Source organism: Nonlabens spongiae (assembly GCF_002117125.1).
In the GTDB taxonomy this organism is placed as follows: domain Bacteria; phylum Bacteroidota; class Bacteroidia; order Flavobacteriales; family Flavobacteriaceae; genus Nonlabens; species Nonlabens spongiae.
The window spans coordinates 823,251-840,536 of the sequence record NZ_CP019344.1; the positions used below are offsets into that span (position 1 = coordinate 823,251).

The 17,286-nt window shown below is 40.1% G+C and carries 12 protein-coding genes, 2 tRNA genes and 1 pseudogene; 10 read left to right on the forward strand and 5 right to left on the reverse strand.

All coding sequences use genetic code 11. From position 1 onward, the window contains the following. Positions 1–23 precede the first annotated feature (23 nt). From BST97_RS03770 to rpmI, 4 genes are all read right to left on the reverse strand, one after another. Positions 24–827 (reverse strand): MBL fold metallo-hydrolase, encoded by an 804-nt coding sequence (locus BST97_RS03770; RefSeq protein ID WP_085765984.1) that lies wholly within the window; start codon positions 825–827, stop codon positions 24–26. A gap of 142 nt (positions 828–969) precedes the next feature. Then, positions 970–1,974: an arginase family protein gene (locus tag BST97_RS03775; protein WP_085765985.1), complete on the reverse strand. Its 1,005-nt coding sequence runs from the start codon at positions 1,972–1,974 to the stop codon at positions 970–972. 109 nt (positions 1,975–2,083) lie between these two features. Then, positions 2,084–2,428: a 50S ribosomal protein L20 gene (gene rplT, locus BST97_RS03780; protein ID WP_085765986.1), complete on the reverse strand. Its 345-nt coding sequence runs from the start codon at positions 2,426–2,428 to the stop codon at positions 2,084–2,086. Positions 2,429–2,535: 107 nt separating this feature from the next. Next, entirely contained in the window at positions 2,536–2,733 is a 198-nt protein-coding gene (gene rpmI, locus BST97_RS03785; protein ID WP_085768147.1) for a 50S ribosomal protein L35, read from the reverse strand. A 398-nt stretch (positions 2,734–3,131) separates the two neighbouring features. Here rpmI and BST97_RS03790 point away from each other — a divergent pair, with 398 nt between their 5' ends. The 3 genes from BST97_RS03790 (at position 3,132) to BST97_RS03800 (ending at position 4,990) form a co-directional block, all read left to right on the forward strand. Beyond that, positions 3,132–3,779: an alpha/beta hydrolase gene (locus tag BST97_RS03790; RefSeq protein WP_211277467.1), complete on the forward strand. Its 648-nt coding sequence runs from the start codon at positions 3,132–3,134 to the stop codon at positions 3,777–3,779. A 124-nt stretch (positions 3,780–3,903) separates the two neighbouring features. Next, positions 3,904–4,779 (forward strand): glycoside hydrolase family 16 protein, encoded by an 876-nt coding sequence (locus BST97_RS03795; protein WP_085765987.1) that lies wholly within the window; start codon positions 3,904–3,906, stop codon positions 4,777–4,779. A 135-nt stretch (positions 4,780–4,914) separates the two neighbouring features. Next, positions 4,915–4,990 (forward strand) — tRNA-His (locus tag BST97_RS03800). A gap of 152 nt (positions 4,991–5,142) precedes the next feature. Here the strand turns inward: BST97_RS03800 and BST97_RS03805 are convergent. Beyond that, positions 5,143–5,664 (reverse strand): adenine phosphoribosyltransferase, encoded by a 522-nt coding sequence (locus BST97_RS03805; RefSeq protein ID WP_085765988.1) that lies wholly within the window; start codon positions 5,662–5,664, stop codon positions 5,143–5,145. A 53-nt stretch (positions 5,665–5,717) separates the two neighbouring features. Between BST97_RS03805 and BST97_RS03810 the strand changes: the two genes are divergently transcribed. The 7 genes and pseudogenes from BST97_RS03810 (at position 5,718) to BST97_RS03840 (ending at position 17,277) form a co-directional block, all read left to right on the forward strand. Beyond that, positions 5,718–7,574, forward strand: a complete 1,857-nt coding sequence (locus BST97_RS03810; protein WP_085765989.1) for a mucoidy inhibitor MuiA family protein — start codon at positions 5,718–5,720, stop codon at positions 7,572–7,574. Positions 7,575–7,734: 160 nt separating this feature from the next. After that, positions 7,735–7,808, forward strand: a tRNA-Arg gene (locus tag BST97_RS03815). 231 nt (positions 7,809–8,039) lie between these two features. Then, a complete protein-coding gene (locus BST97_RS03820) occupies positions 8,040–9,299 on the forward strand; it encodes a site-specific integrase (protein WP_085765990.1) in 1,260 nt (419 codons plus the stop codon). Between the two features lie 85 nt (positions 9,300–9,384). Next, positions 9,385–9,804 carry an HYC_CC_PP family protein gene (locus BST97_RS03825; RefSeq protein WP_085765991.1) on the forward strand — a complete coding sequence of 140 codons (420 nt, stop codon included), beginning with the start codon at positions 9,385–9,387 and terminating at the stop codon, positions 9,802–9,804. A gap of 111 nt (positions 9,805–9,915) precedes the next feature. After that, the gene (locus BST97_RS03830; protein ID WP_085765992.1) at positions 9,916–13,683 is read left to right on the forward strand and encodes an efflux RND transporter permease subunit; all 3,768 of its coding nucleotides are present in this window, start codon (positions 9,916–9,918) and stop codon (positions 13,681–13,683) included. Beyond that, positions 13,680–14,900 (forward strand): TolC family protein, encoded by a 1,221-nt coding sequence (locus BST97_RS03835; RefSeq protein WP_085765993.1) that lies wholly within the window; start codon positions 13,680–13,682, stop codon positions 14,898–14,900. The genes BST97_RS03830 and BST97_RS03835 overlap by 4 nt, the downstream gene beginning before the upstream one ends. Then, positions 14,900–17,277 (forward strand): annotated as a pseudogene (locus BST97_RS03840) (multicopper oxidase domain-containing protein). The gene BST97_RS03835 and the pseudogene BST97_RS03840 overlap by 1 nt, the downstream one beginning before the upstream one ends. Positions 17,278–17,286 lie beyond the last annotated feature (9 nt).

Sequence of the window (17,286 nt, forward strand, 5' to 3'; positions counted from 1 at the left end):
GGATTTTTTTATGGTATTTAAAACTATCCTTTAGAAGGATACCAGTTCATCAATTCTACTTGCGTATCGATATCCATAGCTTCTACGTTTTCTTTAAAAGCCTCCACATCTTGGAATCCATCATTCCCTCTATAGTGATAAGGTATAACGCGATTAGGCTGGAATGCCTTCACTGCATCTACAGCTTGCTCGCTTGTCATAGTATATGGTAAATTCATGCAGAGAAAAGCTGTATTGATACCTTCTAGATTTCTCATTTCTGGAATATCCTCAGTATCTCCAGAGATGTAGACTTTATAGCCGTTTTTCTCTATTACGTATCCATTGCCCCTGCCCTTTTCATGAAACTTCAAACGATCTTCTGTAAGGTTATACATGGGAATCGCGCTAAATTTAAAATCTCCCATCATCTTATCCATACCATTATTTAAAATCGTGGGATTGAGTTTCAAAGAATCAATATTTTTATTCACTGCAGCCGGAACAATGACTTTTGAATTTTTACGTACTACCTGATCTAATGTACTGGGCGACATATGATCGCTGTGTATATCAGTAATAAATATATAATCTGCTTCACCTTGACTCGTGTAAGAAGATCCATTTCCGGTTGGGTCCACATAAAATACGATCCCGTCCCATTTCATGACAAAAGAGGCATGTTCTACAGGTATAATTTCAAGATCAGGCTTATAGTTACTCTCATCTGAGCTCTCATTCATAGAGGCTGTAGAGGTATCTTCATTCTCAATCGCAGATTTATCCTCATTCTTACAGGAGTAAATTGCTGCTGTTGCTAGAAACGCAAGTAATAATTTGACTTTCATAAATTTAAATTTGTTGACAATGTAATAACGATGTAAATGAGAAATACTTTAAAATGTCTTAAATCAAGCAGGGAGCAACTAAAATTGACAATATTTTAAGTGTTAGATGTTACGCTTTCGCGAAAGCGTAAAAATTTCATCATTATTGCCCTAGGATATTTAAGAGACTAGATATAGTCTTCCCTACCTCGTTTTTATAGCCATACTCAGGAGCTCCCTCGCAGATATGTATGTACTCAGGCTTAGATTTTTCAATTAAATTTCTGAAAATATTCTGTACCTGATTAATACTCAATCCTATAGACGACTGAGCGCTAGATGGAAAGTTTGCGATGACGTCTAGATCAATCTCAAGTCCATATTTCTCTAAATTCAATTTTCCATTAAGACGATCTACACAGCTTGCCATAGTATCGCTTAAGGCTTCATAGCTTATCTTCTCAGAATTGTCCATGATCTTCTCCATTGTGGCAGTAAACGATGTAGGTTGAACGCCTATCATATGATAATGGTTCAAAAAGCCTTGTTCAATAGCGTGACTGAATCCGTTACCGCTGTGCCTACCCGTAGTGGGTCTTAAATCAGTATGCGTGTCGATATTGATGCAGTTAATAGGACTATCATATCCGAAAGTCCTTATAATAGGATAGCAATTATTATGACCACCTCCTATAATTATAGGAATTTTACCAGCTGACTTTACCCAAAACAAAACTTCACTCACCCGTTTATCCAGAAGCATAACAAGGTTGCTCAGCTTGATACGATCAGCGTGAATACCAGCGTCGAGATCAGCTGCTTCCTTCATCAAGTCTGCAGTATATATATTCCCTAACACACAGAAACGGGTAGCATCGTTAAAGGAATTGTGGGGTTGGCTTAAAAATACATTTAGGAATTCACTCCAGGCCTTATCTGCTCCAGGTCTTCCCATATTTGCTCGCACTCCTATATCCTCTGGAATTCCCAAAATAACATAGTTTGCATTAATGGAATTCCATGAATCTGGACTAGTAGCCAATTCAATCTTCTCAGCAAATATAGGCGACAGGTCCTCGCGCTCCAGGTCTGCTTCAATCGTCAAATTATAACGATTAGGTAAGTATTTTTCTAGATGCTGCTGGGTGAATGAAACAAATGAAGTCATCAATTAAATTATAGTAGTGAAAGATAATAAGAAGTGATGAGCTGGTATAATACAAAAATCCCGATCTTAAAAAAGATCGGGATTACAAAATGCGAGAGGTGGTTACACCTTATTTTACTTTATCTACTACTGCTTTAAACGCTTCTGGGTGATTCATTGCAAGGTCAGCAAGCACCTTACGGTTAAGCTCGATTCCTTCTTTTTTAACAGCACCCATAAACTGGCTGTAGCTCATCCCATGCATACGAGCACCAGCGTTGATACGCGTGATCCATAGTCTACGGAATGTTCTTTTCTTGTTTCTTCTATCACGGTATGAGTAAGACATAGCTTTCTCTACCGCATTTTTAGCTACAGTCCAGACATTTTTTCTACGTCCAAAGTAACCTTTTGCCTGCTTGAGGACTTTTTTTCTGCGAGCTCTACGAGCTACTGCGTTTACTGATCTAGGCATAAATTTAATTTTTTGATAGCAGGCGATCCATTTATTATGAATTCTTAAAATGGCCGTACTACCGGGTTATAATTGTAATTAATAAACCATCAAGGCTTACAGACTCCTTATTTAAGGTTTAACTGTAACTTGATATTTTCTTCATCTGCTTTGTGCACAAGTGTAGAGTGCGTCAAAGCAAGTTTACGCTTCTTGCTTTTCTTAGTCAAAATGTGACTTTTAAAAGCGTGCTTTCTTTTGATCTTTCCAGAACCTGTAAGCTTAAAACGCTTCTTAGCACTGGATTTTGTTTTCATCTTAGGCATAATATCCTTCTTTAAATTTCTCGCATTTTTGAAAGGAAACCGCATGGTTTCGATTTCAAGATTGCAAAAGTAAGGTTTTTTCCTTATTTAAGATGCACCCAACATCCGTAATCTCTAATAAAATTTAGAATGATCTAATCAGCTGTATTTATTAGCTTTATCAGCTTAGATCATTTCTATTATAAACCTATGATACACAAGCTTTACACCTACCTTTTAATTTTGTCAGGTATTTGATGTTCAGCACAGAAACACCTTGAAATTACTGAAGAAAATGACTTGATTCTAGGTAAATCAATTCCGTTTGAATCTAGAGTATTAGAAGAGCAGCGATCGATAAATGTTTACCTCCCAGAATCTTATAAAAAAATCCAGAAAAGAATGATCCCGTAATCTATTTGTTAGACGGATCCATAGACGAAAATTTCATTCATAGAGCTGGTATCGTTCAGTTTGGCTCATTCTCATGGATTCAGATGGTTCCAGAAACTATAGTTGTAGGAATTTCAAATATTGATCGTAAACGGGATTTTACTTATCCTTCAAAGAATGGGCTGGATCAAACAGAATTCCCCACATCTGGTGGATCGAGCTATTTCATCAAATTTCTTGAGACTGAATTACAGCCCTTTGTAGCAAGAAATTTTCGCACTACCAGCACCAGCACACTTATAGGTCAGTCTTTAGGAGGCTTACTTGCAACAGAAATACTATTCGCCAAACCAGATCTTTTTACCAATTATATTATCGTGAGCCCTAGCCTGTGGTGGGATAATGAAGAATTGCTAAATAAGGAGCCGATAACCTCCATAAAAGAAAAATCGATTTATATCGCTGTCGGTAAAGAAGGCGCGGTTATGGAACGACTGGCTAAGGAGCTTTTTGAAAAAATTCAGAACAACAAGGAGGTAAAAACACGTATCTATTACAACTTCTTAGAAGATAAGGATCACGGAGACGCTTTGCACATACCACTTATAAAGCTTTGGAACAAATTTTTAAGAGTGAGAAATAAATGCAGTTATTTTATTCCAATAGAGATCTAAAAATATTAAAGAGATTTGTTTTTGTAACGCTTTCGCGAAAGCGGAATAACTCAATGACTCAAACAGTCTTAGTCATATTGTAATTAAAAAGTATCTTAGACATTAACAATAGTAAAGAATAATTATGAAGAGTTCAATCGTAAGAAAGGGAGTTTATATGCTAGTACTTATCAGTACAATAGGCTGCAAGGAGCAGACTGAGAATACAGAAGAGAAAAATCAAGATATGGCACAAGAAACTAAAATCTGGGAAACGGACTTCATCGATGAGTTTGAAAACTTCAATTCTGAGAATTGGCAAGATCAGCGTATCTGGGTAAATAATGAGAAACAAACCTATGTTCCAAATGGTAAATATGAGACCAGAGAGGTAAGCAACGGTACCTTGAAATTGAAGGTTGTGGACTTAGGAGAACCCATAGAATCTGATAACCTTGACAAACACGGAGCAAAACATCCAGCGACTCCGTATGCGGCGGGAAGAATCTGTTCAAAGAATAAAAAGGAATTTATCAAGGGAAAGTGGACCGCCCGTTTGCGGATTTCTGATCAAGGCGTTGCGGGAATGTTCCCGGCATGGTGGATACTAGGAGCTCAAAATAACGAGGCTCCAGTTCAAGAAAAAGATGAGAATGTTTGCTGGCCGCTCACGGGTTCAGGGGAAATTGACATTTTTGAACACCACGGCGATTACATGGATAAAGCCTTTACCACTGGAGCGATCGTGAGCTTGGGAGAATGTGACAAAGGCGACTGGGAAAGTAAAAGAAGAAATTTCCCTGCAGATCTAACTGAATTCCACACCTACTCTGTAGAATGGGAAGGTAGCGATCTGGTTTACAGGCTTGACGATAAAGAGGTTTATCGCAATGAAGGTGAGGGAGATAAATACCCAGAGCCCATGTTTGCGATCTTGAACTTTGCAAAAATCAGTGATGCTCCTATGACAGAGCAATGGGTCATGGAAGTGGACTGGGTCAAACATGAACGGCGCCTATGATCTAAAAAAATCACTCTCCGATTGAAAAAATTCCAAAATAAGCTTGCCATATTGAGAAAAAACTTAAATTTGCAACCGCTTTGAAAGCGCGTGGTTGATGATCTTGGGATTCACGTTAAAAACCCACATTGATATGGTGGTTGTAGCTCAGCTGGTTAGAGCGCCGGATTGTGGTTCCGGAGGTCGCCGGTTCGAAACCGGTCTTCCACCCTTAAAGCCTTAGAGAAATCTAAGGCTTTTTTATTTTCTGCTATTTTAAAAGAGACAAGAACAGGTTGAGAAGTTTATGTGAAACCTGTCTAAATGAAACTTGTTTATGTTTCAAAATTTAAAGATCTTTTGAGAATCTAATATTCTTCTTGTTTAAAACTTAATCAACGGCAAAACCTTATGCGATTTAATCTTTTTTCTGCCGTTTAAAAAACTGAGCTCCATTAAAAAATTTAGCGCCACTACCTCTCCTCCTACTTTTTCAACCAGGTCAGCAGCTGCGCTTACGGTGCCTCCCGTTGCTAGTACATCATCATGGATCAGCACTTTTTCTCCTTTTGCGATGGCATGCTCTTGAATTTCCAGCGTATCGTAACCATATTCCAACTGGTACGGCATGCGCTCGAGATCACCAGGTAATTTTCCAGGTTTACGCACCATGACAAACTTGGCTCCCAGCCGGTCTGCTAGTAAAGTTCCCAGCAAGAATCCTCTACTCTCTATGCCCACTACTGTGTCGATTTTTAAATTCTCTACCTCTTTGAGGAGAAGATCAACGGCTGCAGTTCTCGCTTTCGCGGAAGCGAGCAAAGGGGCGATATCTTTAAAGACTATTCCAGGTTTGGGGAAATCAGGTACGTCGTGAATGTACTTTTTGAGTTCGTCGTGTTCCATGTTTGAAATATAATGTATTGAAATGAAATCTTTACCTTTACTCAAAAACCAACATGAAATATCTTTTTCTTTTTCTAACCAGCCTAGCTTTCGCTCAACAAAATACACCGTCCCAAATCAAAGAAGTAACCGTTTATTTACAGGGAGCGCGCATCACACGTACCGCGACGGTAAAAGTGAAAAAAGGAGCTAACACGATCAAGTTGAACAACTTATCTGCTAGCATAGATGAGAGCAGTATCATGCTCACTGATCTAGCCGGTATGAGTCTGAGCGGTTTGAATTATACTACAAGCATTTTAGAGAAAGAAACCTCTTCAGAAAGGCTCAAGAACATCAACAGCCGACTGGACAGCGTTGCAAATGTAAAAATTCAAATTGACGCCCAGGTTGATGGACTTAAAGAAGAACGTGCGTTGCTCCAAAACAATAGAATTCTCAATACCGGAGAGACTAGCATCTCATTAGCTAAAGTGAAAGAATTTGGCTCTTACTATAATGAAAGGATTAGTGCTATATCTATGCGCTTGGCACAATTAAATCAAGATTTGACCGACCTCAATCAACTGAGCCAAAAACTCAATCAAGGAAAATCCCAGATCAATCCTGAGATGAACGAGCTCAAAGGTACGATTACGCTCAATGTGACCAGTAATGTCAGTAAAACAGTAAAACTAGAGCTCAAATACAATGTTAGCAATGCTGGCTGGGTACCAGTTTATGACATTACAGCAGAAGACGCTTCAAGTGACGTCAATCTTAAGTTTAAGGGACAGGTTTATCAATCTACGGGTATTGAATGGGATCAGGTGAAAATGATACTATCTACAGGTGACCCTTTTATGGATAATACAAAACCCACGCTTGAAGCTAAACGATTGAATTTTGTGCGTCGTGGCTATAGAAATAGCGCTGTAGGGAGAAGTAATAAAAGATATAACCCTAATGTTAGGAGGGTGACTGGTATTGTTACCGACCCTAGTGGTGAACCTATTCTAGGTGCAACCGTTCAAGAAAGGGGCACTAATAACACTACTACCACAAATTTTAACGGTAGGTATTCAATCAATATAAATTCAGGAACAGAATTATTTTACAATGCTTTAGGCTATGATTTGTTTACAGAATCGATTTACAGTTCAAGAATGGATGTACAGTTATCACAGGCTTCGAATGAACTCGATGAAGTAGTAATCCAAGCCTATAGCAATTCATCCAGAAATAGAACGGATCATGATGACCTAGACGATAAAGCATATGAGGCTCCTACTCCACAGAATGTTGAGTATGTAGAAGAAAATGTGTCTTCTCGCTCCTATGAATTGGTGCAGCCCTACTCCATACTTTCAACGGGTGAAACTACAGATATTGAAATCAGCTCAAACAATCTTGAAGCCGATTTTGAATATTACGCGGCTCCAGTTATTAATGAAAACGTGTTCTTAACCGTACAACTAAAAAACTGGGAGTCCTTGAATCTTATCCCTGGAGAGGCCAATGTGTATTTTGAAGATGCCTACAATGGCAAAATTTATTTTGATACAGATACCACGGACAAGTCCTTAACGGTAAGTTTAGGAGTAGATCCGCAAATCAGTGTGAAGCGTGAAGATGTAAGAGATTTGAAAGAGAAATCGTTTTTTGGGGATAAGCGTATCCTTAACAAGAAATATGAAATTACCATCAAGAACAATCGCAAAAAACCGATCGATCTTAAACTTCAAGATCGTATACCACTAACCTCAAATAGCGATATCAAAGTAGATGAAGAAGAACCTGGAGATGCAGAAATGAATAAAGAAACCCAAATTCTCACATGGCAAATCTCATTAGCCAGTGGCGCCCAAGTCAAAAAGACCTTTAGTTATGAAGTGAAGTATCCTAAGAATAAGAGGATTAATTTAGATTAAAACAGATTTTCCCAAAAAATACTTTTGTGATAGAATAAAACAACTATATTTGCACCCGCTTACGCGAAAGCAATAGCAAAATAGGCCTCGTGGCGCATCCCGATAGCGATCGGGAGAATAGCGCATCTGATGATAAGGATAGGCACATTATCAATTTTTCGGCCTCGTGGCGCAACTGAATAGCGCATCTGATTACGGCTCAGAAGGTTACAGGTTTGAATCCTGTCGAGGTCACTTTTAAGGAGTCCAATCCTTACCAAAACCACGCAATTCTTAGGAATTGCATGGTTTTCTGGTTTTTACACCAGCATATAATTTGATGCTATTTCAATCGAAATGTGTGCAATGAGGTGTACAGGTTTTCAAAGTGTGCGCACTGCACATACTTTGAAACTAATTGATTTTGATGCTCTTACGTTGATTTGACATTCGTCCAAACGAAGTTCAATTCTAAAGACGACAACGATGCGCACAAAACAAACCTTCTCAATCCGCTTCTGGCAACAGGTTGCCAGAGCAACCAATGGTGAAGCTGGACTATATGTCCGAATTACAGTCAACGGCAAACGCCTGGACATTAGTCTCAAAAGACGTGTTCCTCTTTCTTTATGGGATGACAAGAAGAAACAAGCAAAAGGGCACTCAACCAAAGCCAGACAGATAAATGAGTACTTGGAAGAAGTAAGGTCTCGCCTGTTTGATATCTATAAGGAGTTAAAATACCGGGACAAGATAATCACAGCTCAAATAATAAAAGCGGCTTTCAACAATGATGACGAAAAATCAAAATCCCTACTCGACCTAATCGAGTACCATAGCAAGAAGATTGAGAATACCCTGTCAAAGGGCACCATTAAAAATTTTGGTGTAACCGAGAGTTATCTCAAAAAGTTTTTAGAGAAAGAAAAGAAAACCACAGATATCTATCTTAAGCAATTGGACTATAAATTTTTGGTTGACTTTGAAAACTACCTGGCCAATGTATGGCCAATTGGTCACCCAAGGGCAATGAGCCAAAACACCATCATGAAACACATCCAGCGCTCACGCAAGATGGTAACACTTGCCTATCATTTGGAATGGTTGGAGCGCGACCCATTCGCAAGATGGAAACCCAAGTATGAAAAGACAAATCGCGAGTTTCTTTCAGAAACTGAACTTGAGAATCTCGAGAATCACAATTTTAATAGCGAGCGATTGGACAGAGTACGTGATTTGTTCGTATTTAGTTGTTATACAGGTATCAGTTACGTCGACATTATGGCGCTCAAACCTGACAATGTGATGAAAGGTATAGATGGTGGGAACTGGATAGTTACCAAACGTCAAAAAACCAAGAGTTCGGTAAAAGTTCCATTGTTGGGTAGAGCCGAAGAAATTATTGAAAAATACAGCAATCATCCCATGACAGCTGTAACGGCATCACTATTACCGATAATCACTAACGAGAAACTGAATGCCTACCTCAAAGAAGTAACAAATCACGTAGGTATCAAAAAGAATTTGACGTTTCATATGGCGCGACACACTTTTGCCACTACCATTACACTTTCTAATGGGGTACCTATAGAAACGGTTTCTAAACTTCTGGGGCATACTAAGATTGCTACCACTCAAATTTATGCTCGAGTACTAGAACATAAAGTAAGTTCAGATATGGATAATCTTAAGTTGAAGCTCAAGTCAAAAGAAAACAGCGACAAAAAAAGAAATTATATAACATAGAACGCTATTCACTTATAATACCGCAGTAAGGTCGATTTAATCATAAAACACTAAAGGATTACAAATTTTATTACCTTTGTAGATAATGAAAATTTTAGTGCATAAAACTTTATCCGTGTTGATGGCATTTGTAGTACTCTTCACTACAATGTCATTTACAATAGATATGCACTATTGTGGGGAGACTCTGGTCGATTTTTCATTCAATGATTCCGCAAAAACTTGTGGAATGGAAAAAGTTCAGGCTGAAAAGACCTGTAACAATCCCATGATGAAAGAAAAGTCTTGTTGCTCTAACAAGCAAATTGTAAAAGAAAGCAATGAAGACCTTAAAATGTCCCTGGACAAAGTCTCATTCGAGCAACAAATTTTTGTCGCTGTATTCACCTATTCTTATTTGAACCTTTTCGAGAGTGTAGAATCAGAGGATCTTGCTTTCGAGGACTATCCACCGCCCTTCCTAGAACGGGATATTCAGGTTCTACACCAGACTTTCCTTATTTGATGTATTAGATTTTTGAAGCAAGCCCAATTCCAAGTGCTCGGAAATATGGGCTTAAACGCGTGTGTCTGATTTCAAACTACGTTATCGTTCAATTATCTAATTATCAAGCCTATGCTAAACAAAAGCATAAAATTCCTCATTCAAAACAAACTCGTTGCTATAATACTTTTAGTCCTATTCATAGCCTGGGGTACGATAAATGCACCTTTCAGTTGGGACACAGGACTACTTCCGAGTGATCCTGTAGCAGTTGATGCTATTCCAGATATAGGTGAAAATCAGCAGATCGTATTTACTCGGTGGCAGGGACGTTCACCACAAGATATTGAGGACCAAATCACATATCCCTTAACCACTTCCCTCTTGGGAATTCCTGGTGTAAAAACCATTCGTAGTTCTTCAATGTTCGGTTTTTCCAGTATCTATATCATTTTTGAAGAAGATGTGGAATTCTATTGGTCACGCAGCCGCATCTTGGAAAAACTAAATTCCTTACCGAGCGGACTGTTACCTGAAGGTGTCAATCCAACCTTGGGACCAGATGCTACGGGATTGGGGCAGATATTTTGGTACACATTAGAAGGTCGTGATCAGGATGGAAACGTTACGGGTGGTTGGGACTTGCAGGAATTGCGCAGTATTCAGGATTATTACGTTAAATATGGCTTATCATCTGCTGGCGGAGTTTCTGAGGTAGCATCCATAGGTGGATACGTCCAGGAATATCAGGTAGATGTCGAGCCAGAATTGATGCGTCAATACGGCATTCATTTAGCTGATGTAGTTAAAGCAGTTAAACAATCGAATCAAGATATTGGCGCGCAGACCCTAGAAATCAATCAAGCCGAATACCTGGTACGCGGCTTAGGCTATGTCAAATCCATTGTAGACATTGAAAATGCGGTAGTGGACTCAGAAAACTTTACATCAATCCGCATTAAGGATGTTGCTAAGGTACACTTGGGTCCAGCACCACGTAGAGGTATCCTAGATAAGGAAGGGGCTGAAGTAGTAGGTGGTGTCGTAGTTGCACGTTATGGCGCTAACCCAATGGAAGTTATCAATAACGTAAAAGACCAAATAGCCGAGATATCATCGGGACTTCCAACTAAAGTACTTTCAGACGGTCGCACGTCTCAAGTAACAATAGTACCATTCTATGACCGTACAGAACTCATACACGAAACGATAAGCACCTTAAATGAGGCCATCACACTTCAAATTTTGATCACCATACTGGTAATAGTAGTTATGGTTTTCAATCTCAGGGCATCTATTTTAATTACTGGACTATTGCCGGTAGCCGTATTGATGGTCTTCATCACAATGAAACTTTTCAATGTCGATGCAAACATCGTTGCGCTCTCAGGTATCGCAATTGCTATTGGTACTATGGTGGATGTGGGTGTCATTCTAGCCGAGAATATGATACGGCACTTAGAAGATGAAAAATTACGCTTTCGCGAAAGTGGCGAACCTTTCACAACAAATGAGGTGATCTACAATGCAACCGCAGAAGTGTCAGGTGCTATCCTCACAGCGGTTCTCACTACTATTATCAGTTTCTTGCCTGTATTCACGATGATAGGCGCAGAAGGTAAATTGTTTAGACCGCTGGCGTTTACCAAAACCATGGCTCTTGTAGCCGCTCTTATCATCGCGCTTTTTCTGATACCGCCATTTGCAGCAGCTATTTTCAAAAAAAGAGAAATACGCCTGCGCCTCAAGTATTTCCTTAATGGTGCGCTTATTGTCGCTGGTCTCACAGCTGTCATATATGGGTATTGGCTAGGATTGGTTTTAATTGCTTTTGGTGCATTAACCATTTTATCTTTAACTATTTCGCTTTCGCGAAAGCGAAAAAACCTTCTAAATACTGTAATAGCAGTAATTGCCGTCGTTTTTTTATTGGCAGAATACTGGCGACCGCTAGGTTTTGATCGCAGTTTATTGATCAACTTAGTTGTGGTCGCTATACTCTGCTTTGGGTTTCTAGGTGTTTTTTCTTTGCTCAGAAGATACTACGATCGCATTCTGAGCTGGGCTTTACAAAATAGATTAGTATTCCTTACTATTCCTACTGCGCTATTAGTAGCGGGTTTCTTTATCATGAAGAATACGGGCAAAGAGTTTATGCCTGCACTCAATGAAGGCTCTTTCCTGTTAATGCCTACTTCTTTACCACACGCTGGTGTCGAGGAAAACAAGCGTGTATTGCAACAGCTGGATATGGCGGTGGCCAGTATTCCAGAAATTGAAACCGTAGTAGGTAAGGCAGGTCGTACCGAGTCTGCCCTAGATCCTGCGCCCTTATCGATGTATGAAAACGTCATTCAGTATAAATCTGAATACATGCGTAACTCATCAGGTGAACGCCAGCGCTATCGTGTAAATGATGATGGACTTTTTATGTTGAAAAACGGTAAGCTCTTTCACAATAAGAATCTCGATGTCAGTTCGAGCGCAGTCGAGAACCCTCGGGAGAATGGAAACCTTTCAGAAGCTTACAAAATCTCGAGTAACGAGTTGATTGAAGATGACGATGGTGAGTACTACCGCAATTGGCGACCCGAGATTAAAAGTCCAGATGATATTTGGAACGAAATCGTAAGGGTGACAAAACTGCCTGGCGTTACCTCTGCTCCTAAGCTGCAACCTATCGAAACCCGACTTGTAATGCTACAAACGGGAATGCGCGCACCTATGGGTGTAAAGGTCAAAGGACAAGATCTTAGTGAAATAGAAGCTTTTGGTTTCAAAATAGAAGAAATTTTAAAACAAGCTGAAGGTGTAAAGAAACAAGCTGTTTTTGCAGACCGCATTGTAGGGAAACCCTACTTGCTTATTGATATAAAACGCGACCAGTTGGCACGTTACGGCGCTTCAATAATGAATGTGCAGGACATTATTCAAGTAGCTGTGGGAGGCATGCCATTAACTCAAACGGTAGAAGGACGTGAGCGTTATACTATCAGAGTACGCTATCCGAGAGAATTGCGAGCTAATCCTGATGATCTGAAGGATATTTATGTCCCAGTCAATAATGGCAGTCCAGTTCCGCTTGGCGAATTGGTGGAAATACGCTATGAGCAAGGACCACAGGCTATTAAAAGTGAGGATACCTTTCTCGTTGGATATGTGTTATTTGATAAACTGGACGGCTTTGCTGAGGTGGATGTCGTAGAAAATGCCCAAGACTTAATTCAGAAGAAAATCGATAGCGGTGAGTTGGTCGTGCCCCAAGGCATCAGCTACAAATTCACGGGTACCTATGAAAATCAGTTACGTGCCGAGAAAACCCTTTCTATCGTAGTCCCACTCTGCCTAATAATTATTTTTCTGATTTTATACTTTCAGTTCAAATCTGTGACTACATCGCTAATGGTATTTACAGCTATTGCAGTTGCTTTTGCAGGTGGCTTTGTGATGATTTGGCTTTATGATCAGGACTGGTTTCTCAATTTCAGTCTGTTCGGTGAGAATCTACGAGAGCTCTTCAACATCAAGACGGTAAATCTAAGTGTGGCTGTCTGGGTTGGTTTTATCGCTCTCTTTGGTATTGCAACAGATGACGGTGTGGTGATGGCAACCTATCTCAACCAGACATTTGACAAAAGGAAACCGAAAGAGATTAGTGGTATCCGTAAGGCTACGCGTAGAGCTGCTGGCAAGCGAATACGCCCTTGCCTGATGACAACAGTTACAACCGTTCTGGCTCTATTGCCTGTGCTGACCTCTAGCGGAAAAGGTAGCGATATAATGATACCTATGGCAATCCCCATTATGGGCGGTATGCTGATCGATGTGACTTCTTATTTTTTGTTGCCTGTTCTGTACAGCTGGCGTGAAGAATATCAACTTAAAAGGGCAAACAAATGAAAAACATACTAATTATGCTATCCCTGGTGATGTCATTTGCTTTCGCGAAATCGCAACAACTACAAGCTTATATAGATGAATCGATTGAAAACAATCCAGAAATCCAAACCTTTGAACTACGCTATAATATTGCAGAGGAAAAGGTAAATGAGACCAACTGGTTACCAAATACTGAAATAAGTGCAGGCTATTTTATAAGTGAACCAGAAACTCGTACAGGTGCACAAGTTGCTCAATTCTCGATTAGGCAGATGCTGCCTTGGTTTGGAACCATAACAGCTCGGGAAAACTACGCCAGTTCAATAGCTGAGGCTGAATATGTGGAAATTACCATTGCCAAACGAAAATTGGCGCTCTCGGTTGCGCAGTCATATTATCAGCTGTATTCCATAAAGGCAAAGCAGACTGTGATTGACAAAAATATCAGGCTATTAAAGACGTATGAACAGCTGGCATTGACATCGGTTGAAGTGGGTAAAGCCAGCGCGGTAGATGTACTGAAATTACAGATACGACAGAATGAGCTGCAACAACAAAAAGAATTACTTCAAGAAGAATTTCTTGCAGAGCAAACTAATTTCAACAACCTACTCAATCGGGAATCAATAGAACAGGTTCAAGTTGTAGACTCGCTTATAATTCCAGAAATAGACCCATTGATTGATGAAAACGCTTTATCGCTTAACCCAGAGTTGATTAAGTACGATAAACTCTATGAGTCCATTGAACAATCAGAATTATTGAACCAGCGTAAGAGTTTGCCTATGCTTGGTTTTGGGGTAAACTACCTGCCTGTGCAGGAACGACCAAATATGAATTTTAGCGATAACGGCAAGGATATCTTAATGCCTATGGTAACGTTAAGCATACCCTTATTTGACAACCGCTACAATTCACGTTCACGTCAGAATGAGCTGAGACAGCAAGAGATTGAGTCCCAAAAGCAACAACGATTGAATGTTTTAGAATCCGCTTTCGCGAAAGCGAAATCCCTAAGAAATCAAGCACGTATATCATTCAACTCCCAAAATCAAAATTTAGCTCAAGCAAAGGATGCCGAGGAAATTCTCTTGAAAAATTACGAAACGGGAACCATTGATTTCAACGATGTGCTGGACATACAGGAATTGCAACTGAAATTTCAGATGAACCAAATCGAGTCGGTGCGGATGTACTATGCACAGTCTGCGATTATTAACTATTTAATAAATCAATAATGAGAATACTAAAAAAAATCACCCTATTACTGTTTTCTTCTACAGTGTTCGCTCAAGTGGGAACTAATGGGCAGGATAGAAAAGAAGAAGGAAGACCAGTTAAGGAGTACAACCTTACTATTGAAGAAAATGAAATGACTCTCGCTGGCGTAACCGCTAAAGGAATGACCATCAATGGTGGTATCCCAGGACCCGTATTGGAATTCAACGAAGGAGACCTCGCCCTTATCAACGTCACCAATAAAATGGATGAAGAAACATCGGTACACTGGCACGGTTTGATACTTCCCAATTTTTACGATGGCGTTCCCTATTTGACCACGCCACCTATTAAACCAGGAACAACTTTTCAGTACAGAATCCCAATAAACCAATCGGGCACCTACTGGTACCATTCCCATACGATGCTACAGGAGCAAAGCGGTGTTTATGGGTCTATTATTATTCACCCAAAAGAAAAAACTCTGGAATATGACAAGGATTTGGTTGTGGTACTCTCTGATTGGACCAACGAAAATCCTATGAATGTTTTGCGAAACCTAAAGCGTGGAAATGAGTGGTATCAGGTCAAAAAAGGTACGGCGGTTCCTTTGGGCAGGGTTATCAAGGAAGGTGCATTTGGTGCACAACTGAAATTTTGGAGAGACCGTATGGAAGGAGCCGATATAGCCGACATCTATTATCCGGCATTTCTGACCAATGGAAAATCATTGGCCGAGTATCCCGAATTCAAAACAGGCGAAAAAGTACGTCTTCGCTTTATCAATGCATCCGCCTCTACCTATTACTGGATGGATTTTGGCGGTGGCAACCCTATGGTCGTTTCAGGCGACGGTATTGATGTGGAACCTGTACCTAAAAGCCGTTTCCTTTTTGGTATTGCCGAAACCTATGATGTTATCGTAACCATTCCCGAAGGTACTTTGGAAGTTACCGCCACCGCTCAAGATGGTTCTGGTAGCACCTCGTTGCGCTTGGGACAGGGAAGCCTGTATCCTGCAAAAAGAATTGAGAGACCTGACAAGGTTGTAATGATGAAACAAATGGCCAAAATGGATATGAAGATGGGCGCACCTGCAATGGTGGGTAACAAAAAGAAAAAACACCCGAGTTTTTGAAGGAGAATTACGGGATGAAAATGGATATGAAAGATGGCCGGATGAATATGGGAATGCAAGATAAAATGTCAATGAATAAAGGCGAAATGGGCGATAATATGAAGATGGACAAAAAGATGAACGGTATGGCAGGAATGAAAAAAGATACAATGCCAATGAAATCTTCCGAACCTTCGCATAAGATGGTTGGCCATATGGGGCACGATATGCCTATGATGCAGAAAGACACTTCATCTTTTGATTACGATACTCGTAAAACCTATTTCAACTATGATTTCTTAAAAGCCAAAGAAAATACCACCTATAAGGCTGATTTGCCCGTAAACGACATTCTGTTGAACCTGACCGGAAATATGCAACGCTATGTGTGGAGTATGAACGGTGTGCCACTTTCAGAAACGGATAAGATTAAAATAAAGGGTGGTGAAGTAACCCGCATTACCCTTAACAACCTGACGATGATGCACCACCCGATGCACCTTCACGGTCATTATTTTAGGGTAATCAATGAAAATGGTGAGCGCTCGCCGTTGAAACACACCGTCAATGTGCCACCTATGCAGAAAGTGGTCATCGAGTTCTATAACGAGGAATATGGTGATTGGTTCTTTCACTGCCACATCCTGTACCATATGATGGGCGGTATGGCTCGCGTATTCAGCTATGATACCCCAAGGGATGAAAGGATGAAAGGTTTTCCCGTTCAAAAACTGATTGACGAAACAGACCATTACTATTCTTGGGGATTATTGCGTGCAGGCTCAAACTTTAATGAACTATTTCTAATGTCAAGCAATATTCGGAACGGTTTTGGTTTACGGGCAGAGTTCGACTATGACAAAAACCTTGAAGCCGAAATTAACTATGATAGATACCTAAATGATTGGGTGCGCCTCTATGTAGGAGTGAATACCGAAACTTCCACACCAGACTCGTATGACAACTTCAATACGGTAGGTCTAATTGGTTTAAAATACTTTACGCCTTACCGATTTAATGTAGATGTGAGTATGGACCATCAACTGCGCCCAAGGATTCGTCTGGACAGGGAAATCCTGATTTTTCCAAGAATTTTTCTGGAAGGTGAATATGAATATCGAGCTGACTTTGGTTGGGTGAACGATATTGGGGATTTATCTTATCAAAGCGAAACACAGTGGTTGGTGGGAGCCTCTTATATCCTATCCCGAAATTTTTCAATACAAGCAAATTACAACAACCGATATGGCTGGGGTGGCGGCCTTTTAGCCCGATTTTAACAAGTAACA